21 protein-coding genes, 1 pseudogene and 1 riboswitch are annotated in these 20,958 nt (G+C 34.9%); of the genes and pseudogenes, 8 read left to right on the forward strand and 14 right to left on the reverse strand.

The window, feature by feature from the left end; translation table 11 throughout:
• Positions 1-217: 217 nt before the first annotated feature.
• From AC3WSK_RS08130 to AC3WSK_RS08140, 3 genes are all read left to right on the forward strand, one after another.
• Positions 218-664 (forward strand): hypothetical protein, encoded by a 447-nt coding sequence (locus tag AC3WSK_RS08130; protein ID WP_492412107.1) that lies wholly within the window; start codon positions 218-220, stop codon positions 662-664.
• Between the two features lie 134 nt (positions 665-798).
• On the forward strand, positions 799-1,497 hold the full coding sequence (locus AC3WSK_RS08135) for an ABC transporter ATP-binding protein (RefSeq protein WP_079561734.1): 699 nt from the start codon (positions 799-801) through the stop codon (positions 1,495-1,497).
• Complete coding sequence (locus AC3WSK_RS08140; RefSeq protein ID WP_492412105.1) at positions 1,490-2,602, forward strand: ABC transporter permease; 1,113 nt, start codon at positions 1,490-1,492, stop codon at positions 2,600-2,602. Before AC3WSK_RS08135 ends, AC3WSK_RS08140 begins: the two co-directional genes overlap by 8 nt.
• Positions 2,603-2,872: 270 nt before the next feature.
• On the opposite strand, the gene AC3WSK_RS08145 is transcribed toward AC3WSK_RS08140, so the two are convergent.
• The 4 genes from AC3WSK_RS08145 to AC3WSK_RS08160 form a co-directional block, all read right to left on the reverse strand.
• A complete protein-coding gene (locus AC3WSK_RS08145; RefSeq protein ID WP_079561736.1) occupies positions 2,873-3,910 on the reverse strand; it encodes a beta-carotene 15,15'-monooxygenase in 1,038 nt (345 codons plus the stop codon).
• 1 nt (position 3,911) lies between these two features.
• Positions 3,912-4,394 carry a MarR family winged helix-turn-helix transcriptional regulator gene (locus AC3WSK_RS08150; RefSeq protein WP_079561737.1) on the reverse strand — a complete coding sequence of 161 codons (483 nt, stop codon included), beginning with the start codon at positions 4,392-4,394 and terminating at the stop codon, positions 3,912-3,914.
• 237 nt (positions 4,395-4,631) lie between these two features.
• Positions 4,632-5,030 carry a hypothetical protein gene (locus tag AC3WSK_RS08155; RefSeq protein ID WP_492412103.1) on the reverse strand — a complete coding sequence of 133 codons (399 nt, stop codon included), beginning with the start codon at positions 5,028-5,030 and terminating at the stop codon, positions 4,632-4,634.
• Between the two features lie 140 nt (positions 5,031-5,170).
• Positions 5,171-6,055: an AraC family transcriptional regulator gene (locus tag AC3WSK_RS08160; protein WP_240518286.1), complete on the reverse strand. Its 885-nt coding sequence runs from the start codon at positions 6,053-6,055 to the stop codon at positions 5,171-5,173.
• 111 nt (positions 6,056-6,166) lie between these two features.
• Between AC3WSK_RS08160 and AC3WSK_RS08165 the strand changes: the two genes are divergently transcribed.
• A complete protein-coding gene (locus tag AC3WSK_RS08165) occupies positions 6,167-7,084 on the forward strand; it encodes an EamA family transporter (protein ID WP_492412100.1) in 918 nt (305 codons plus the stop codon).
• 190 nt (positions 7,085-7,274) lie between these two features.
• On the opposite strand, the gene AC3WSK_RS08170 is transcribed toward AC3WSK_RS08165, so the two are convergent.
• The 6 genes from AC3WSK_RS08170 to AC3WSK_RS08195 all read right to left on the reverse strand — a co-directional run bounded on the left by AC3WSK_RS08170 (position 7,275) and on the right by AC3WSK_RS08195 (position 13,761).
• On the reverse strand, positions 7,275-7,907 hold the full coding sequence (locus tag AC3WSK_RS08170) for a LysE family transporter (RefSeq protein WP_492412099.1): 633 nt from the start codon (positions 7,905-7,907) through the stop codon (positions 7,275-7,277).
• Between the two features lie 415 nt (positions 7,908-8,322).
• Positions 8,323-9,336, reverse strand: coding sequence for a copper amine oxidase N-terminal domain-containing protein (locus tag AC3WSK_RS08175; RefSeq protein ID WP_492412097.1), 1,014 nt, complete (start codon positions 9,334-9,336; stop codon positions 8,323-8,325).
• A 372-nt stretch (positions 9,337-9,708) separates the two neighbouring features.
• Entirely contained in the window at positions 9,709-10,581 is an 873-nt protein-coding gene (locus tag AC3WSK_RS08180; RefSeq protein WP_492412095.1) for a GNAT family N-acetyltransferase, read from the reverse strand.
• Positions 10,582-10,608: 27 nt separating this feature from the next.
• On the reverse strand, positions 10,609-11,316 hold the full coding sequence (locus AC3WSK_RS08185) for a S41 family peptidase (protein ID WP_492412093.1): 708 nt from the start codon (positions 11,314-11,316) through the stop codon (positions 10,609-10,611).
• Positions 11,317-11,604: 288 nt separating this feature from the next.
• A complete protein-coding gene (locus tag AC3WSK_RS08190) occupies positions 11,605-11,943 on the reverse strand; it encodes a hypothetical protein (protein ID WP_492412091.1) in 339 nt (112 codons plus the stop codon).
• A 351-nt stretch (positions 11,944-12,294) separates the two neighbouring features.
• Complete coding sequence (locus tag AC3WSK_RS08195) at positions 12,295-13,761, reverse strand: amidase (RefSeq protein ID WP_492412089.1); 1,467 nt, start codon at positions 13,759-13,761, stop codon at positions 12,295-12,297.
• A 131-nt stretch (positions 13,762-13,892) separates the two neighbouring features.
• On the opposite strand from AC3WSK_RS08195, the gene AC3WSK_RS08200 reads away from it, so the two are divergent.
• Positions 13,893-14,624, forward strand: a complete 732-nt coding sequence (locus tag AC3WSK_RS08200) for a response regulator transcription factor (protein ID WP_427483819.1) — start codon at positions 13,893-13,895, stop codon at positions 14,622-14,624.
• 253 nt (positions 14,625-14,877) lie between these two features.
• Here the strand turns inward: AC3WSK_RS08200 and AC3WSK_RS08205 are convergent, their stop codons facing one another.
• Positions 14,878-15,618: a tetratricopeptide repeat protein gene (locus AC3WSK_RS08205; RefSeq protein WP_240518284.1), complete on the reverse strand. Its 741-nt coding sequence runs from the start codon at positions 15,616-15,618 to the stop codon at positions 14,878-14,880.
• A gap of 405 nt (positions 15,619-16,023) precedes the next feature.
• Here AC3WSK_RS08205 and AC3WSK_RS08210 point away from each other — a divergent pair, with 405 nt between their 5' ends.
• The 3 genes from AC3WSK_RS08210 to nspC all read left to right on the forward strand — a co-directional run bounded on the left by AC3WSK_RS08210 (position 16,024) and on the right by nspC (position 18,854).
• Positions 16,024-16,230, forward strand: a complete 207-nt coding sequence (locus tag AC3WSK_RS08210) for a hypothetical protein (RefSeq protein ID WP_427483821.1) — start codon at positions 16,024-16,026, stop codon at positions 16,228-16,230.
• 258 nt (positions 16,231-16,488) lie between these two features.
• On the forward strand, positions 16,489-17,718 hold the full coding sequence (locus AC3WSK_RS08215) for a saccharopine dehydrogenase family protein (RefSeq protein ID WP_492412086.1): 1,230 nt from the start codon (positions 16,489-16,491) through the stop codon (positions 17,716-17,718).
• Entirely contained in the window at positions 17,715-18,854 is a 1,140-nt protein-coding gene (gene nspC / locus AC3WSK_RS08220; RefSeq protein WP_492412084.1) for a carboxynorspermidine decarboxylase, read from the forward strand. The genes AC3WSK_RS08215 and nspC overlap by 4 nt, the downstream gene beginning before the upstream one ends.
• 43 nt (positions 18,855-18,897) lie before the next feature.
• Here the strand turns inward: nspC and AC3WSK_RS08225 are convergent, their stop codons facing one another.
• The 3 genes and pseudogenes from AC3WSK_RS08225 to AC3WSK_RS08235 all read right to left on the reverse strand — a co-directional run bounded on the left by AC3WSK_RS08225 (position 18,898) and on the right by AC3WSK_RS08235 (position 20,955).
• The gene (locus AC3WSK_RS08225; protein ID WP_492412082.1) at positions 18,898-19,785 is read right to left on the reverse strand and encodes an amidase; all 888 of its coding nucleotides are present in this window, start codon (positions 19,783-19,785) and stop codon (positions 18,898-18,900) included.
• Positions 19,786-19,829: 44 nt separating this feature from the next.
• Positions 19,830-19,919: riboswitch (cyclic di-GMP riboswitch) on the reverse strand.
• Between the two features lie 155 nt (positions 19,920-20,074).
• A pseudogene (locus tag AC3WSK_RS08230) lies at positions 20,075-20,211 on the reverse strand (DUF6366 family protein).
• A 264-nt stretch (positions 20,212-20,475) separates the two neighbouring features.
• A complete protein-coding gene (locus AC3WSK_RS08235) occupies positions 20,476-20,955 on the reverse strand; it encodes a chemotaxis protein CheW (protein WP_492412080.1) in 480 nt (159 codons plus the stop codon).
• Between the last annotated feature and the right edge of the window lie 3 nt (positions 20,956-20,958).

A 20,958-nucleotide genomic window follows, 5' to 3' on the forward strand; every position in this document is an offset into this window, starting at 1 on the left:
CTTTTCAAGGATTTCCTCCTTATCCATCGGTACAAAGCCCCTTATTACATGAAGCTAAAAACCTAAAGGCATTTAAATGGTCTGCATTTGCGATAGTCACCTTTCTTTCCCTATTATTCACTATTATTGGCATAAATCTATTTTTAATAAGTTTGTATTAATTAAGAATGCGTGGTCCTTTTTAACAGATATGTTGAATAAATTTTGGAGGTTTTTTATGATTGCATGGATTATTACTGCAGAAATTTCCTTTTGGATTGTTATTATTATTGGGCTTATTTGCAGATATGTTTTTAATATGCCGAAACTGAGCATTTTCTTTTTTGCACTAACACCTGTTATTGATTTGTTCCTTGTTATCCTTACTGCTATGGATTTAAAAGCTGGTACACCTGCGTCTACATCTCACGGGATAGCGGCGATTTATATTGGTGTCTCTATAGCTTTTGGTAAAACAATGATTACATGGGCCGATGAAAAATTCCAAAAATGGTTTTTAAAATCTAATCAAAAAAATGAGCCATTAACCGGAGTAAAAAAAGGTAAGCATGAAATAAAAATGCTTAGTCAGCATATTGTTGCCTTTATAATTGGTGCTGGATTATTGTATGCCATGTCTCTTTTCGTTGGTTCAAATTCTGATACCTCTCCCCTATTTCAATAATGAAATATTGGGGTATTGTACTTGCGATTGATGCCGCAACTAGCATCTCATATGTTATATTTCCAAAAAAGTAATAGGTCAGAACTTGAAACATTTTCCTCTTTCGTTCGTAAATAAACAAAGAGAGGAAGTGAATGACAATAGATATTAACATACATAAAGGTGGCTATGTAGAAGGTGAAGCCATTATTTCAAACATTCAATTTCAAGTAAATAGTGGTGAGCTCGTTGGATTAATCGGTTCCAATGGGGCAGGTAAAAGTACAACGTTGCAAGCAATGATGGGTGTACTACCAATAGTGGATGGTCAAGTAACAATAGAAACTTACGGCTACGTACCTGAAAGACCAATTTTGTATGAGTATTTTACATTATGGGAGCATATAGATTTTTATTTGCGTGTTACTGGTAAAGAAGATTCTTTGACAAAGCGCGCGAAAGATTTACTAGAAATTTTCCATTTGGACCATAAGCTACACGATTATCCAACAACATTTTCCAAAGGGATGCAGCAAAAAGTAATGCTTATTTTAGCATTTCTTGATAAGCATTCTACCTATATTTTAGATGAACCATTTATGGGTTTAGATCCACAGGCAATGCGTAAGCTTCTAACGATTTTAGAAGAATTAAAAGCGCAAGGTGCCGCCATTTTAATGAGTACACATGCACTTGATACGGCAGAGAAAATATGTGATCGTTTCATCTTGATTGATCACGGGCGAATTTTACAGCAAGGTACACTCGCATCGTTACGTTTAGCGGTGAAACAGGACAAAGCGTCTCTTCTTGATATTTTCGACACACTGCTTGAGGAAAATCGCCATGACTAATATAGTGCAGCACAGAAGAAAATTAGAGCGCTCCCAAAATGTTAAGATACTGGCAAGCGTTATCGATTGGACAGTCGCCTTATATGTTGTTGTGCCTGCTCTAGTCATTGGCTTTTTCCTTTATAAAGACTTTATCATAAATATAAGTACCTCTTGGATCGTACATATACCGCTAGTTTTGTTTATTGTACTATTATTTATTATTACACGTATTGGAACTATTCGTACTTACTTGCAGCGAGCCGATTGTCTTTTTTTAATCCAAAACCGAAAACAAATGAGACGCTTAAAACGAGCTGGCCTTTATTGGACGTTAAGTAAGCACCTAATTTTACTAGGTTCTGGCCTTACTCTATTAGCGCCAATCTTTATAATCGTTCATCATGTAACGGTATTAGAATTGTTTTCTTTACTATTGCTACTATTTGCGACTAATTTTATGAAGTTACTTTTACAATTAAAGCTTCGTAAATGGCAGCAACTAGTAAGCACCATTTTCATGTGCATTCTCGGTACAGTTTGCTTTTTATATGTACATATTATTATTACTTCACTTATTTATCTAATTCTTCTTGCTTATTGCACTAGCTATTATAATAAACATTATATCTATAGCACTAAATTTTTTGATCAACAAGTGGAGCTCGATCAAGCAGCATTTTATAAATGGCAAAGTCTTTTATTCCAAATTGCTCCTGAGCTTCGAAGTCAGCTAGTACCAAAATTAAAAAAGCCTCGCCTATTATGGAAAAATTCAAAGAGCATGTTTCGACGTTCCGATTATTTTATAGAGGAATTAGTATGCAAAACGATGCTTCGCCAAAAACAGTATCGCTTAGGCTACCTTCGTTTTTTATTGAGTGGTATTGGGCTCATCATTCTTGTGCCAGCATGGGCGAAAATAATCATGCTTGGAATTCTTTATTTTACTTTACGGTCAATGATGCAATCGGTAATCCAGCAAATTTTAGAGCACAAAATTTGGTCAATCTTTCAAGTATCCAATGAACAAATTCATGCAGCTAGCAGGCGATTACTTAAGGGATTTGTAGATCTGCCGTTATTGTGTATCCTTATTATTTTTATTATTAGTCTTGTAAATTAAGGCTCATAACATGAGGTTAATTTCCGTTCAGACTGGGCGCTTTGTAGCTGTCGCTACAGAAAACATTTGTCGTTGGTCACGAAGGCGTTATCACAGGACGTGATGCTTTTAGCCTTCGTTCGTCTAGATCGCTGATTCCCAAGGAGTCGCCCAGTCGTAACGAAGATCAACTTTTATATAAATGGTATGTGTTTTAACAAATATCATCCTCTTTTTTTGATTGTCCAAATGAAACAGGTGCCAGCTTAGTTTGCTCGCACCTGTTGTTTATTATCTATTATCTTCCATTCCTTGTAGAAGCATTTTTCTAAATTCCTGTGCTTGGTCAGCTTTAATGGCTACTTTGTTAAAACGTTTTTTAATACCCAGCATAAAAGTCACTTCCATAGGCTCCTTCATTTTTAATATAAACTGTGGATATACCGCTTCAAAATCACGTGCTATAAAATCAATTGTATCTTTGGATAATTTTCGTTCCAACTGTTCCTTATCCTCAATAAGCTCCTCAATCTGATCAAAGCGAATTTCTGCTCGTTTCATCAACCCTAATGACAAATACAGTTTTTCAGGTGTTACATGAACAGGATTTAAACGAATGGCTTGCATATCCGCTATAAAAAAGAGGACAGAGTATACATTTAAAATAAGCAATAGAATAGAAAGAACAAGTGATTTCTCATGTAACCACCAATGAATCCCTATTGTTTCAATGGCGATTCCATGGATTAGCATAATAATAAAGGCAATATAGCTCGAATTTTTATGCAAGGTTAATCCAGGTCGCTCTTTTCTTTTCCAGCTTGCAAAAGCGTAATAAAACACTAAAAAATCTGTGCAAAGTAGTTGGATAATAGGATGCTTCGGTGCATGTTTTTCAACTGCTTTTGGAAATGAAAACAAATCTGGTAAAGTAGTTGATCGTACATCCGCTAAAATTCTTGGCATATAGCGAACAAGCGTTGCAATGATTAAAATTTCTAATAGAATAATCGTACCTTCAATCGCAAACCCAGCCCAAGTCACCGCAACAAATGGCTGTAGATGTTCTATTGGAATAATAAAACGGGCTGCAATACAACCAGATGCTGCTAAAAGCACTGCTTGTTTTATAGAAAACTTTCGTTTATAAAGCAGAAATAAAGCAGGCATAATAAGGACAAAATCAATTAATGAGCCCAAAACAACGCCATTTGTTTCAGGTGGTAAAATGGATGCGCCGAGCCCAGTGTTATAAAGCGCAAAATTACTGGCAAGTACGACTAACAAAAATGCTAGCCAAATATTTTGCTTTTTCTTTAATGCAATCATGTTAAATCTCTCCCTTATCATTTATTTCATGTATTATTCCTTCCTTTAATACAATTTGGTTTAACTTCTGAACAATCTCTTTTAATTGCACGATCTCATTTATCTCTAGTTTTGAATAATACCTCGAGATAATAAATCGTTTTATTTCTTCCTCTCTTTCAAAATACTTAATGCCTGACGTCTCAAGGCTCACAAATATTTCACGTCTATTTTCCGGATTAATGCTCCGGGATACATAGTGCTGTTCCTCAAGTTTACTAACTAGCTGTCCGACCGCACTAGAAGTTATATTCATATAACTCGCAATTTGCCCAATCGTCACGAGCCTATTTTTGTTAATAAAGTCTAATAAAATTATTTGTTTAGGAGAAAGTTCATCACTGATTAGATTTTGATGTAGCTTTATGAAATGACTATCCATCGAATAAATAGCATCATTTATCTCCTCCACAAGCTTATAAATAAATTCTTCATCCTTTGCCAAAACTCATTCATTCCTTTAAGTAAAGTTAATAGTAAAGGTATCTTTACTATTAACTTTACTTTATTTTATATGGTTATTATTGTCAATAGATTCAGCAATAAAGTGAGGGAGCTAATCCTTTAATTTTCAAAAACTTTTCACATGTCTTAACAGAACCAGATGCTTATTCCAACTATCGAGACATTAAGAATGGCAAAATAAAAGACCTCCTGATTTAGAGGTCTAGTTTTAACATCCTTATTTTTCTTCGATATCTAATTGTTCGTAATAATTCTCTACAATTGGATAAATATCTGGGTTTGAGTCGTAATAGGTATTTTCAATTTTACTAAGCGTAAATATAAATTCTTTTTCGCCATCATAAAGAGCAAGTCCATATCGCCAGCCTGTTCGTTCTTCTTGATTATCTTGGGGAGTAAACTTTATATCTTTAATCAAATTTAGCAATTCACCAATTTGTTCTTGCTTTGTAATCGTTTTAGAATAACCAGTTGAACCATCTTGAATGATTGCTTTATCTACATTTTCAATTTTTGCATCCTTATAAAATTCTTCTAATGTTTGCGTTTTTGCAATTGAGCAAGAAGAAAGTAAAACTAGTAATGCGAATAAAAACAGGAACATAGATTTTTTCATTGAGCCACCTCCAAGTTTATTCTATTCACTATTATTAAATTACAAATAGGTACATTAAGAAATAGATATCCCTATTTCATTAAATTAAGATGAAGCGATTCATTGCAAGAGCGCGTATTCAATACTGTTCCAATTCAATACTATCCTTTATCAAAAAACTGTTTACGATAAACATATGGGGAGTATCCTGTATATTTTTTAAATTGTTCAATATAGTAACTTACTGTACTGAAGCCTGTAGTTGTAGCAATTGTAGTGATGGATTGCTCACTATCACGTAATAGCTCCATACTTTTACGAAGACGATAGTGTAATAAATATGTGAATGGTGTCATACCGACCATTTTTTTGAAAAAGCGACTACATTCTGCACGACTTAAAAAAACATGTGCAGCTAAACTTTCTAAAAATATCTTTTCCTGATAATAAGTATGTAAATAATCAAGCATATCCTTCGCTCGTTCATGCTGGACAATAATTGCTGGATCCAGTATTTCTTCTGTTAGCATTGATTGTGACAAAATAGTTTCCCAAATGACTAATAGCTCTCTCCATACCTTTAGCTCATAAAAAACAGCTTGTTCTTGTAGTAATTTAGCCACGATGTCTACTTTTTGCGCCAATTGGCCAGAAAGCTTGACATAAGGCAGTCTATTGTTCGTTATATAAGGCAGTACATATTTAGTGGCAAAAATACTGTCCTTATGTCCACCTAATAGCAACGGGTCCACGTTAATACACAAAATTGTAGCCTGTTCTACTTGAAAAGGCTTTGCTTCATGTAAGCCTGATGCATTGACAAATAGTCCCTCCCCCGCCTCAAGTACAAAAACATCTGCTCCTACACGATATTCCACAAAACCACTTTTCACATAGACAAATTGAATTTCCTTATGCCAATGTAACGGTAAAAAATCTAAACGATCTAATCGCAAAAGCGTCTCATATAGTGCAACTGGAAATTCCTTCGTCCCATGTAACGTTAGTTCTTGTAAATCCTTTGCAATTCTAATATGTGTTAACATCACTACTTAGCACCTCAATATATTGATATTATTAACCCTTTAAATCGATATTTTTTACGTCAAACATTTTTTATAATTTCTTTATATTGATAGTTTAGGAGATGTTTTAAGTTGAATCAATCATCACAGAAAAATCGTACGCTTGGTTTTATGCTCGTCATTCTAGGGGCAAGCTTTTGGGGTATTGGTGGTACCGTCGCTCAAAAGCTTTTTCAGCAGGAAAATATAGAGGTTGGCTGGCTCGTTTCCAGTCGTCTTCTTTTAGCTGGCCTATTGCTCATTACTGCCTATAAACTTACACACCGCAAAGAGTCTATTTTTGTGATGTGGCGTACAAAGCAAAATGCTTTTAGACAAATTTTATTTAGTTTATTAGGAATGCTGGCGGTTCAATATACTTATATGATGTCGATTGCTATAGGTAATTCAGCTGTTGCGACTTTATTGCAATATTTAGCACCACTTTTTATTATGGCCTATTATTTAATAACGAAGCACAGTCAATTGACAAGGCAGGATGGAATCGCTGTAACTTTTACACTTGTTGGTACTTTTTTATTACTAACAAATGGCTCGTTGTCTACACTTTCTGTACCTGCGACGGCCGTGTTTTGGGGGATTTTATCTGGTCTTTCGGCTGCTTTTTATACGTTATATGCAGTCCCACTTTTACAGCAATTTCACTCATTGTTAGTTGTAGGCTGGTCAATGCTTATTGGTGGTATTGTGATGAGCTTTTTCCATCAACCGTGGCAAATTGATGTGTCAAACTGGGCATTGTCGACTATCGCTTATTTTTTGTTTATCGTTATATTTGGGACAATGCTAGCATTTTGGTTTTATATTGCTAGTTTGAATTATTTATCGCCTAAAGAGACTAGTTTACTTGGTAGTCTGGAGCCCCTAACAGCTGTTATAACAAGTGTGCTTTGGCTTAAAATTACCTTCGGAGGTTTTCAATTTATTGGGACAATCCTTATTCTCTGCATGATTATATATCTTACAGTTTTTCAAAGAAAGCAATCATAGGAAGGTTTAATTAATCCGGATTTATTTCGCACCTTAGACTCAAAAGTCTACGAATCCATACATAAAATTTACATATGCTGAACTTTTCATTAGCGGAGGAAATTTTAGTTTGCATCTATGCATATGCAAAGATCACTGACCATGAACGCAGGAACAATAAAAAGTGCGATCTTTACTGATCGCACTTTTCTCATATATAGCTCTTTATAGCTTGTATAAATTCATAAATAAAATATCCAGCAAATCCTATTAGTAATACGCCCGCTACCATTGTAAGCGACTTAATGACTTTACGACTCATCGCTTTTCGAGTAACCGAAACAATGGCCATCAAGCTTATATCATGTAACAATATGCCACTCAGAACACCTGCAGCAATCACTAGAAAGTTCGATGACTCCCCTTGCCCATATGATTTGGCTAGTACAACACCGAAAACGTTTACCCAGAATACTAGATTTCCAGGCGAAATTGCAACTAGTAAACCATTACGATAAGAAGTAAAAAAAGATTTTTTCACTTTCTCTCCTACAAGCGTAATATCATGATCAGCATTTTTAATAGAATCTAGTCCTAAAAGTAATAAAAATCCAGCCCCTATAATCCACATAGGGATTTGAATGATAGGCATTGCTAAAATGGAAGCTAGCCCCATATATAACGCAAAAACCAGTACAACATCAATTGTCATACCACCAAGTCCGACAGCCCAACCGTGCATAAACCCATTTTTTAGTCCTTGCTTTGTCATTTCTACTGTAATGGCCCCAACAGGCATGGCAATCGCAAGTCCTACCAACACATACGCTACATATAAACTCAAATAAACACTTCTTTCATGCAATAGAATATGTTTCATACGTCCGTTTATAGTTGTATTATAGCATAAAAATACACAATTAGAACATTTCACTAATATTTATTCATTTTTACGTTATTATTTTATAAATCATTTGTATGATGGTATTGGGTGACCTATTCCGATTACTATTCATTTTTTTTGATGCCTATAACCAATTTTTGGTGGTGCTTTATAGTACACCGAGCTCAAAGTGTAGACCTAAACTTAAGATGGGGTCTTCAATATAATAGAAGTTATAATGAATGAAGGACTAATAAACGATTACAAGTAGACTGGAATTATATAAAATTTGGACAGATAGACCTTTGCCAGTTTGCTTAATAAAGTGGGAGTCGACCGCAGATGATACGGTTCGACTCCTTTTTTTAGAGGAAACTCAATAAATTTTTTCCCAAGAATACGATCTATATGGAGATGGCGTAACATAAAGAGAATTGTTCCTTTTAACAAATGTGAAATATGCTTCGCCCTTCTCTGTGGACGATACCCATTTGTACTCCTCTCGAAGAGTACCTTTACCTGATAATACTCCAGGGCCACCAAATATTTTGACTACTTCATCATAGGTCATGCCTTCTTTAATAGTAGCAGTACTTTCAGCTGTAACATCTGGGTAGCTTAAAATGGGTAGCTCCTTTCCTTTATAGATCATCATATTTAAATAATTTGTTTTAATGGGCCCAGATATTATAATTTGATTGGCGCCATCATGGAATGATTCTAGAGCCCCAAATAAGTCAACACTAGGCTTTTTAGCAAAAAGATAATCAAGATCGCTTGAGTTAAAATGATCAGCATCAAGAGCTAGAAATTTTTCATAATTAACTGTTGGCTTACCAAAATCTCTCACCTTACTCAATTCTTTATCATAAACATCCTTTTCAAAATCAGATGGGATCAAGTTCACACCTAAACTAGAAATATATATATCTGTGTTTTGGTAATCCCAACAGACATCTATACCAAGCAGTTCCCCTATAAATCTTAAAGGGACTACAGTTCTTCCATTAATAATCTGACTAGGTACATCTGATAGAATATGTTCTACATCTTCGACACCGTTATTATTCAAATAAGAACTTGAAGTTATAGTAGCCGTTTTTTGACCAATTGGTATGACAACAGTGTAGTTAGTGTGTTCGATAGAATAAACAATAGTGACTACTTTCTTTTTCGAATCCCATTTCACACCATTCCCTAAATATTCAGATACAAATCGAAGCGGTACAAAAGTTCGATCATTTTTTATTATAGGTTTTTGATCCAATATTACTTCTTTGGTGTTTACAAATACTTTAATAGAGTCGTTAGCACTAGCAGTATTATGAGATGTAAACAAAAAGGTTGTTGTAATGAAAGCTATTAAAACAATATTATATCTTTTAAACATCTTTCTCTCCTTTTAAATCATAATTTATTATAAATACTTCTAATAAGAGCTGTTCAAAAATAATATCGGATTTTACCTTCTTTATTTTATAGAAAGATTAAATGGTACATGATAAAGATTTTGGTTATCTTTAAATTTGATAATAGGAATGGATTAGACCTTATTTAATAAAGTCCAAATCATCAGTAAATATGATGAGGAGAATGGATCTTAAGTAAGTGCGGTTAAAAATAGAACCACCATAGAACGTTGTCGTGACAATGTTCTTGGTGGTTCTTTTTGAAAAGATTCAACCAAATTCAACTAAATACTTGGTCAAAGCTCGAAAATCTTATGCTACTATTAATTTCGACTTAGACTTTAAAATTTACTTTATTTCTTTAAACAATAACTCCATAAAGTCTCTTTCTTTTTAAATCCAGCTTTAAAATAAACGTGATTTGCCTGATCATTTTGATTATCTACATTTAGTGTTATTTGAGTGATTTCATTAAATCGAAACATTTCTGTTAAAACTTCTTTTAGTAGCTTGGTCCCTATTCCTTTGCCTCTGTATTCAGGATTGATAGCTATATATTCTAAATGGGCTTCTTTTGCTGTTAAGTCCATCTCAAAATAAGCATATCCTTGAACGACCCCATCCATTTCCATAATTCTTAAAACATTTTCTTTATTTAATTGAACTCTCTTTAAAATTGTATCTGCATCGTAATACGTTTTTGAAAATGCATTTGAATGAATCTTTTTAAATTGCTCATAGTCTGATGTTTTATAATAACGACTAGTAATAGCAACTACAGTTTCAAAGGAATCTTTCGAAACTCCAAGTAATAAATGCTCACCTGTTTTATTGGCGTTTATTTGCTCCAGAAATGCTAATTGTCGAGTATTCAGCTCATTAATGAAGAAATAAAAGTTCGAAATTTGTGGATATGTCTGCTGCAATGTGCAAAGTAATTTCTCTTGGATCGTTACATCTTCATCTATAGAAAATGGTCCCCACACTTCAGTTGAATCGCCGTCTATATCTAATCCAATAAGTGCTTGTATATGTTCATTATCGAAAGCAGCTACAATCGATGTAAAATCACCATCGATAAAATCTTCCTGTAATGTACTCAATAGTTCTTGTTCATTTTGACCACAATACCCAATGTTATGTTGTTCTTCGATATTTAGCTGTGCAATAAAATGGGCAACTTCCTTTAATTCGGTTGGGTAAATTCTTTTTATTGTGTAACACATATCGCAATCTCCTTAAAGTGATTTTTCTTAATTTTGATGACATAAACGTAAAACATAATTAAGATCAATATCTTCATGTAAATGTTGCGGTGTCCAAGGTATATAGATGTGAGGCTTTACGCCTGTAACATTGTAATGATATTTTTCATGCATTTTAGAAATGCTATAAACAAATTCGTAATCATCATAATCTACAGTTACGACATTAAAGAAGTCCATAATTCCCATTGTACGGCGTCCAACTACGGTAACTTTTGGTGACTTTTTAACATTCTGGACAAATGTATCACCCGAACTTCCACAGGTTACATCCGTAAGAACATAAACATTTTTAGGGTTTAGCTGACCTTGAATTGTATAATCCAATTCTTCTGGAACTGCCATCAGCCCTTTCGCATAATTTGTTTCAAACTCTGTTATTTCTTCTTGAATCCATTTTTGCATTTCACTATCTAGTTCTTGTGTTAAATACTCGTTCAACTCTTTTATCCATAGCAGACAATTTCGGTCTGTGTAGTTTGTATACATTAGTTCATCTTCATGAAATAAGCTTTTAAATAATATTTCTCTATCAAATACGTAATTGAGTATTGGAAAATAAAATAGGTCATTCCCACCATAGTTTACTCGTACATCAATAATTAAATTATGTGAATGATTTATATCGCTTTTATGATTGTTCAACAACTCCTGAATAGGTTGAGCCTGAGAAAAATCCGTTATTTTTAGATACACCGTTTTGTTATCCAACTTTTTAAAAACGTAGCTCGGTACATATGGAGACCGTTCATATGTGGCTAACGGCAAAATAAATTTATCATCATTTCGATTTACTAATACTCGTTTTGTATGTTGTAATCCTACATGCCAATATTGTCTTTCTGGTACAGGATCCTCTAAAATTTTCGAATAGAGATTTGCAAATTTTTCAATCGTTAAGCCGTCAATCTCAAGTATTTCATCACCTATTTATAATCTAGTTTCATAGGTCACCTCTGTAACATATAAAGCATTTTGATAGCGTCATACTTTAAACCCTCTATTCGGCATTACTGTCTTTTTCGCTTTAAATGATAAATGTCCATCTTTAAAATCGAGTAAATAGGACTGTATCGTTTCTACAAAATCTTTATCTGTCATGTCATCTGTAATGAGATAATTTTCAGGACAGTTAATATGCTTTTTATCTAAAAAACCCGCATAATCTCTTTTCATTATTTGAATTATATCTTCGTAGATTTGTCTTTTACTATGCATCGTATCATCCCATTCCTTTGAATTTGAATGTAAACGCAAAAACAAATAAAAACTCCCTCTGAAAATAGCTTCAGAAGGATTAGTAAATAAATTTATTGTGAACAAAAAATAAGCCTCCAAAAAGGTAAGCTTTATAAAAGTATAATAAATAGACAGACTAATCCTATTTTTATTTGAAAATGCATATACATTTTACGTTTAAAAATAGAATTATTTGTTCATCGTCCATTCATCATCCCTTCAAATTTAGTACATTATTTGTAACATTCAGTTTCCGAAAATTCAAACTAATTTCCTATTGTTATAATGAAATATATAACAATAATCGCATATAAACATAGTACGGAGAAACGTATAGGTTAGTTCAGGAACTATTAAGAACGTTATTTGGAGCATCGTGCATGTCCGTAAAGTTGCAAAAAGTAGGTACAAGAAAAAATCTTGCACCTACTTTTTTTATGTTGTTGCAATTTCCACAACTTCTGCACCCACATGTACGGGTGGTTTTCGATCTTTCCATGGAGCAGATTCTTCTAATTGTTTTCCAAGCTGTAAAAGGGTTAACTCATCGGCGAAGCGTCCTGTAAATTGCAACCCGATTGGTAAGCCAGACGCACTCATTGCGAGTGGTAATGATAATGATGGTTGACCTGTTGCGTTAAACAAATTGGTAAACGGCGCGTATGTGAAAATCTGCTCTGTCCATTCAATTGCCGAAATATTAGGATTATTTGCATTTAGCTCGCCAATTTTCGCTGGTAATGTGCCGATTGTTGGACTTAAAAGAACATCATAATCTTCAAAGAATGTCGCTACTTGACGTGATACGAGTGCATTCGTATTAATGGCTTCTAAAAGTGCGCTAGCTTTTAAGTTTTTGCCATATTCATAGCATTGCCAAATGGCTGCTTCAATAGTATCGCGTGAAGGAATTTTACCTGTTAATTCTGCTGCCCCCACAATCATTTTATAAATATTCGCTGTCCAAATATTTACCGTTGCGCGTGAAAATGGTGCTTCGTCGTAAGCTGGTCGAGCTTCGACTACTTCATGCCCTAATTCTTCTAATAATTTTATGGCCTTATGTACGGCCTCGATACATTCTGGATCAACGAATGCACCAGAATTTGTTTCTGTTGTCCAGGCGATTTTCAGTGGCCGTACCTTTTGCTGAATCGCTTGACTATAAGGCATTTCTGGGCTTTGAATAATCGAGTAGCATCCTAAGTCTGGCCCAGCTACTTGGTCCAGTAATGTAGCGGTATCACGAATGGTTTTTGTTTGTGCAAATTCAATTGCTAGCCCATTTAATGCCTCACTATTATAAGGCCCCATCGGCACGCGACCACGTGAAGGTTTTAAGCCAACGATACCACTACATGATGCAGGAATTCGAATGGATCCACCTCCATCATTACCATGCGCGATTGGAACGATACCACTTGCGACAGAAGCGGCTGCACCGCCACTTGAACCACCAGGGCTATGTTCTAAATTCCATGGGTTACGTGTTGGACCATAAATGACAGCTTCTGTTGCAGCATTATAGCCGAACTCTGGTGTTGTGGTTGTACCGCTTAACACAAAACCAGCGTTTTTAAAACGTTTCATTAATTCGCTATCGACAGACATTACAGCATTTTCAGCAACACGACTGCCCATACTATGTGGCACACCTTCCGCATGAAGCACAACTTCTTTAATTAAAAATGGGACGCCTGCGAATGGTTGATTATCATTTAAAGTTGAAATCGCTTTGTCAGCCTGTTCCTCTAACACACTGGCAACAGCATTAATCGAAGGGTTAACTTTTTCAATACCTTGTAGCGCTAATTTTGTAAGTTCTTGTGGTGTCACTTGCTTTGTTTTTACTAACTCCGCTAATCCAAGACCGTCACATGATGCGTATTCCTGTAAATTCATCTGATCACCTCATTAAAATTTTGACTTACAATTTCATCTTAAATTGAAATAAAAGAAATTTACATTACCCAAAAGGATAATTTGTTTTGAACGAGAATATATGAGTCTAATAGAGAAAGGGAGGAATTATTTTGGATGAACAAAAAGAGGTGGAGTTTTTATTAGAAACAACGTTTAGGATTTCGAATTTGAATATGCAACAAACAAGTGGAGACTTTAAATTGAATATGTTGCAAGTATTGAGTGAATGTTTTCAATATGAACATGCTATATTTTGGGAAGTAGCAGATGGGGAGTTAAATGAACAGCCTGTCTGTTTCAATGTAGAGACATATACGATACAAAATTATTTACATGAATATAAATATTATGATCCTTTACACCCAGTGAATATGCAAAACCAACCCGATATTCAATTAATGCAACGAAATGAAGCAATATCGAAGAAGAAAAAGCTATATTATGTTGAGCGCTTTTTACAAAAAAATGATTTTATCGATGAAATGGTTATGTACCTGTATAATCAGCAAAAGCCAACAGCTGCTATTGGCTTTTTACGAAAAGAAGGGGAACTTCCATTTACAGAGAAGGATAGTCAAAAGCTATCATATGTAAAGCGGATGATTGAAAATGTTTATTTATTACATCAATATGTTCAGCCTGGCGAATCATTGCAAATTACACAACGTGAAAAAGAGTTGCTACTATATTTATGTAAGGGCTTTAAAAATGCAGAAATTGCTAGGTTTTTATATGTCAGTGAAAATACAGTAAAGAAGCATCTGCAAAATCTGTATCGAAAATTTCAAGTAACTTCCCGAACGCAACTTGCATTAAAATATTCAGAAAGCTTTCGAACATAAAATTAAGATGTTGGAACTTTCATCAGAAGACATATTTGATATGATTCAATCAAATAATAATAAACAAGGCAAAGGTTTCATGATCAATCTCTACCTTGTTTATTATCTAATTACACTATTTCTATTGATATTTAATAATCACTTCCCCACCCGTTACAGTAAATCCAACTAACAGGCTTGAATTGTACCTTTACTTCAATAAATCTATTTTTTTAGCATGCAAATTTTAGGACAACTTCCCTTCTCATCCCTCTTATAACATTTGTTTTTTCCATTGCGACAGCACGTCATTGGATTTCGCAATGTCCACTTTTAATGAAGCCTGTTTATTTGAGCAACGTTTTTTAGCCTTTTCCCAAGCTTCTTCTAGCGCAGGTAAATAGCTTAAATTTTTCGTAGCTGAAACAAGCTGTAAAAAAATATTCCCTTGAATATAGTACCAGCGAGGGTTCATACTATCTAGCTGAATTGCTTCTTCAATAAGACGTAGTGCCAAGTACGGACTGCCTTCATTGCGGTTCAAAAACTGTGCGAATGCTCCCCAGTAAAGAGCTTTATTTGGTTGAAGTTTTATCGCTTCCGCATATTGCACAAGTGCTTTGTCATGCTCCTTAGCAAGAACAAAATATTCGGCCATTGTATAGTAAGCATTCGCTTGTGCCTCTGCCGATCCAGCCAACAAATCATCTACTACTTTACCAAATTGCTTTTCATCCTCACTTCCTATGTATGCAGCGAGTACATCACGTTCTGGATAAGAGCCATCTGTTCGTTCAACACTTTGCTTTACTTTTTCAGCAGTAGAAATAGGCATATTTGCAAATCCGTTCGCTTCCAACAACGCAACGTGCTGTTGAATTGTTGGACATGATTCATGTTCTGTAAACGCACTATTTGCTAAAAGTGCTTTCGCTAATTGATAGCTTTCTTTTACATGACCGTTTAAAAATAATTCATTTATTTGTTGGACTTGCTCATCAAATTGTTTGATCACTATTTAAATCCTCACCTTCACCAAAAGAAAAGTCTTACAGGTATTTTACCATCTTTAAATCTAAAACAAACTAAATAGCAATAATTTTTCTACAATTCTTTTAATTTACGACTTATTCAGTATCTATTATTTTTTTGTGGACCATCACATAACGAAGGTTGATTTCCTTTCCGACTGGGCGCTTTCCTGGGGGCGTCCAGTATTCACCCCAATCAATTTATTTAGCATACGTCTTAACAAACGTCATCCCAAAATTAGGGATAAGTTCCTGTTTTTTAGTTCTATTAGATTTATGTTTTAAATTACGATAAATGAAATGGGGTTGGATAAAGTTCTGAATTATGAGATAATTGAAGTGTATTTTCATTTTTGAGGGTATGTAAACTGTAATTAGGAGGGCTTACTTTGAATAGACGATTGCATTTTGTATCGATTATTATCGGAAATTTGTTAACACTAGGAGTTATTTTCATTTATGCTATGCAAAGTCAAGTGGATGTGGCCCTCAGCACATATGCCCTTGTGATGGGGTTCTTAAGCACATCACTACTAATCTTTTTTTATTTATGGGGGGATGAAAAACAACAAATTTCTAATCGTTTTTTTAAATAAGTCGGGTGATTTAAAATTATGTAATCCTATTTTTAAAAACGCCCGTTGAAGAAGTTTTCCCCTTCTCTACATTAGTAGTTTAGGGATTTTTTTCATGAAAAGCTTCTTTTTTTGTGGTATTCCCCTCTGAATACGACTAATTATTGTTGAAATATAAAAAATTTTGTAGAAAATTTAAAAAGAATGATTGAGTAGTAATTCAATTTTCTGTATAATCAGCTTGTTTGACAATACTAATTTGAACTTGGGGGTAGACAATTGGGTAAAGCATTGATTATAGGAGCTGGCGGAGTAGCCAGTGTTGTGGTACACAAGTGTGTTCAAAATTCGGACGTATTTGAGGAGATTTGTATCGCAAGTAGAACTGTTTCAAAATGTGACGCTCTAAAAGAAAAACTAGAAGGCGGAAAAACAAAGATTCATACTGCACAGGTAGACGCAGACAATACGGAAGAGGTTATTGAGCTTATTAAAGCCTTTGGACCAGAAGTTGTTATTAATGTGGCACTACCTTATCAAGACTTAACGATTATGGATGCTTGCTTAGCGACGGGTGTACACTATGTGGATACTGCAAACTACGAGCCACCTGAAACGGCAAAATTTGAATATAAATGGCAATGGGCTTATAAAGAGAAGTTCGAAAAAGCTGGCTTAACTGCTTTACTTGGTAGCGGTTTTGATCCAGGCGTAACGGGCGTTTTCACAGCTCATGCACAAAAACATGAATTTGATGAAATTCACTATATTGATATTGTGGATGCAAATGCTGGTGATCACGGTTACCATTTCGCAACAAACTTCAACCCAGAAATCAACATTCGTGAAATTACAGCGAATGGTCGTTACTGGAAAGAAGGCGAGTGGGTTGAAACTGCACCACTTGAGAAAAAAGAGGTTTATAACTTACCAGAAATCGGACTAAAAGATATTTACCTTTTATACCATGAAGAACTAGAATCACTTGCTAAAAACATTAAAGGCTTAAAGCAAATCCGTTTCTGGATGACATTCTCTGAAAAATACTTAACTCACTTAAAAGTATTAGAGAATGTTGGTATGACTTCTATCGAGCCTATCGAATTTGAAGGACAAATGATTCAACCAATTCATTTCCTTAAAGCTGTACTACCTGATCCAGCATCCCTAGGACCACGTACAAAAGGAAAAACTAACATCGGTTGTATTATCCGCGGTCTAAAAGATGGTAAGGAAAAAACTTATTATGTTTACAATGTATGTGACCACGAAGAATGCTATAACGAAGTTGGTTCACAGGCAATTTCCTATACAACTGGTGTACCAGCAATGATTGGTGCAATGCTTGTGATGAACGGTCAATGGCGTAAACCTGGCGTTTGGAATGTCGAAGATTTCAATCCAGATCCATTCATGGATGCACTAAATAAATGGGGTCTACCATGGCAAGAAAGCCATAACCCAGAATTACTTGACCTAGAGTTAGATGCAAAGGAATTAAGTCGATGAAGCCAATTGATTTCTCAAAAGTTCCGTCCCCTTCTTACGTAGTGGATGAACGATTATTAACAAAAAATCTAGAACTTTTAAAATCGATTCAAGATCGAACAGGCTGCCGTATTTTACTTGCCTTAAAAGGGTTTTCTATGCATTCAACATTCCCTTTAGTGGGTGAATATTTAGCAGGGGTTACGTCTAGCTCATTATTTGAAGCGCAACTTGGCTATGAAAAAATGGGCAAAGAAGTTCACGTTTATGCACCAGCATACGTGGAGCATGAAATGGACGAGCTACTTGGCTATGTTGATCATATTGTGTTTAATTCCTTTAACCAATGGAACCAGTATAAGGACAAAGTAAAATCGTCTGGTAAAACAATTGAATGTGGTATTCGTATCAATCCTGAGTACTCTGAAATTGAAACAGCACTTTACGACCCTTGCTACACGAATTCTCGTCTTGGCACAACTTTAGCCAACTTCGACAAGTCACAGCTTGACGGTATTGATGGCTTACACTTCCATGCGATGTGTGAGCAAAACTCAGATACGTTAGAGCGTATTATACAAGTTGTCGAAGAAAAATTTGGTGATGTCTTACATCAAATGAAATGGTTAAACTTTGGTGGAGGTCACCATATTACTCGTGAGGATTATGATGTAGAAAAGCTTGTGAATATTATTAATTACATTCAAGACAAGTATAACCTTCTCGTATATTTAGAGCCAGGCGAAGCTGTTGCACTTAATACAGGTTATTTAGTAGCAACTGTCCTTGATATACAGAAAAACGGTATGGACTTAGCAATTTTAGATACATCGGCAACTTGCCATATGCCAGACGTTCTAGAAATGCCATACCGCCCAATGATTATCGGTTCAGGTCAACCAAATGAGCTAGCTCACACATATCGCTTAGGCGGGCTTACTTGTCTTGCAGGTGATGTAATTGGCGATTATTCATTTGAACAACCTTTACAACCAGGCGATCGTCTAGTATTTACAGATATGGCGCATTACTCAATGGTGAAAAATCATATGTTTAATGGTGTAAACCTTCCATCCATCGTTTCTTATAACGATGAAGAAGGCATTAAAGTCATTCGTAAATTTAAATTTGAAGACTATAGCGGTCGACTTTCATAATATCAAAGAAAATCCTCTCCAACTTATCGCTGGAGAGGATTTTTTACGGCTTCATATTCATCCAACTATCAACATAATGAATGGCAAAACCATTATAGCTCGTTTTATTGGCATACTGTTTATGTACTTGTGCTAACTGTTTATTCATATAGGCTTCTCCATTATCATAGAAGGTAATATTTTTCTCTTCATCAGAAGCCCCAGTTTCCACACCAATAACAATTGATTTATTTACTTTTTTGGCATAGTTTATTTCATGTTCAACAATTTTAATAATGTCTTTAGCAGCATCTCGATAAGCCATTATTGAAACACTTTCCACTTGGTCAATAACCCAGTCCGCTAATAAACCAGAACCAAATTGGTTATTATATGAAACTTCGTCAAACCAAAATGGCATATCTGCTTCTAAAGGCAATTGTAATTGCTCTGTATTCCCTTTGGCTCTAGTGAGGAGCGCTTGATAGGATTCAATCGTTTTTTCTTGGTTCGAGCTCCAACCACTATTTAAGTAAGGCTCTACATCGAGATGAACTCCAGAAAATCGCTCTGTTGCTGCTGCATTTTCATTATATGATTGTATCCAATCAAACAGCTGATCCTGCATTTTATAGCCATCTGCTGATACCCAGCTTGCTGAACCATCTAGCGCATATACTTTTATACCTTTTGTCGTAGCTTTATTGATAAAACTTTTGTAATCGTCACTTGCTATATCACTATTAATTTGTAAATATAATTTCTTTACTTGTTTGCCTTCTAAAAATGAGAGTGCCCCTGATTCATCTTCGACAATCTTTGTCGTATCCCATAACCAAGTAGCCTTATCTTGCATGGACTTTGCGTCTACCTTTCCCATTGTTAATCCTAGCATACTTACAATTGTTACTATAAAAACAATAAATGTTTTTGATAGTGAACGACTTACCATATAATCACATCTCCATTCTATTTGCCGAGGCTCATAGAACAGAACCTGGCAACCTGACGATCATGCACTAAAAATAGTGTTTAGACTCACGGCTTTGCGTCCTTCCCTTTCGGTGAAGTTTGCCTTTTACAGTAGTTTTCTTCCTTTACATAATACGACGATAAAACGGAGATGTCTGTAGGTAATACGCATAAATTTTAATAACAACTTTCAACTAGAAAAAAAGAACACAGGTTATTTTTACTATATCAGCATATAAACGTAGAAGAGATTATCTATAAATATTCCTTTAACTGAAAAACAATTTGTACGTAATGTATCCTATAAATAACACTAAAATTAATACTAGCGTTTCTTTCCAACCCATTCACTTTTTCTTAAATTCTCTCTTTTCTCTTCTGGTGTTTCCTTTTTCTTTGAATCCATGTGAGGAATACCTCCCAAATTTATTATTTATTTACGAAAGATATCTTCTGTAGATAGAGGACCTCAGACTAAGAGCACGGCATATCTTCCACCCTCAGTAACTGTCGGAACGGAAACCACCTTTGTTTTGGTAATGAACTTCAAGACATTCGCAGAAAGAAGTTAAAAAAAGAGACAGAATCACATATTTGTAATTCTGTCTAGAACATCAACTTTGATGTGTATTATTGAATTAATTTTTAGCTTTAATAAAAACTCAAGCCTCTACGTTTCCTTTTCATTTTCAAGCATTTTGTGCAAATAATTAATTATTTCACGAATACCTTCTAATGAATTCACAAGAATTTTCGGGTCAACGTAAGTAATCATACGATTTTCTAGATTTGCCACAGCTGTAAAGTAGCGTGTTTTTGAATAATTGACTAGTCCCATCTGTTTTAATACCGACTCATCAAAATCAAGAATTTCACGAGCTTCTGTGACAAGTAATCCATAATTCACAACATCCGTGTTCAACACAATAATACGTGCTGTTGCAGCATTAGAGGAACGATTATAAAGAATACGCTCAAAATCAAGCACTGGCACAAGCTCGCCACGAATTCTTGTGAAACCTAGAAGATAATTAGGCAAATGAGGAATCGGTGTTACTTGCTCTAACTTTTCAATCGAAATCGCTTGCTCCACAGGCACTGCATATTCCTCTGTACCACAAGCAAAAACTACTGCCTTCACACTTTCCATACG

The sequence above is a fragment of the Lysinibacillus sp. EB271-A1-10B genome (assembly GCF_058791335.1).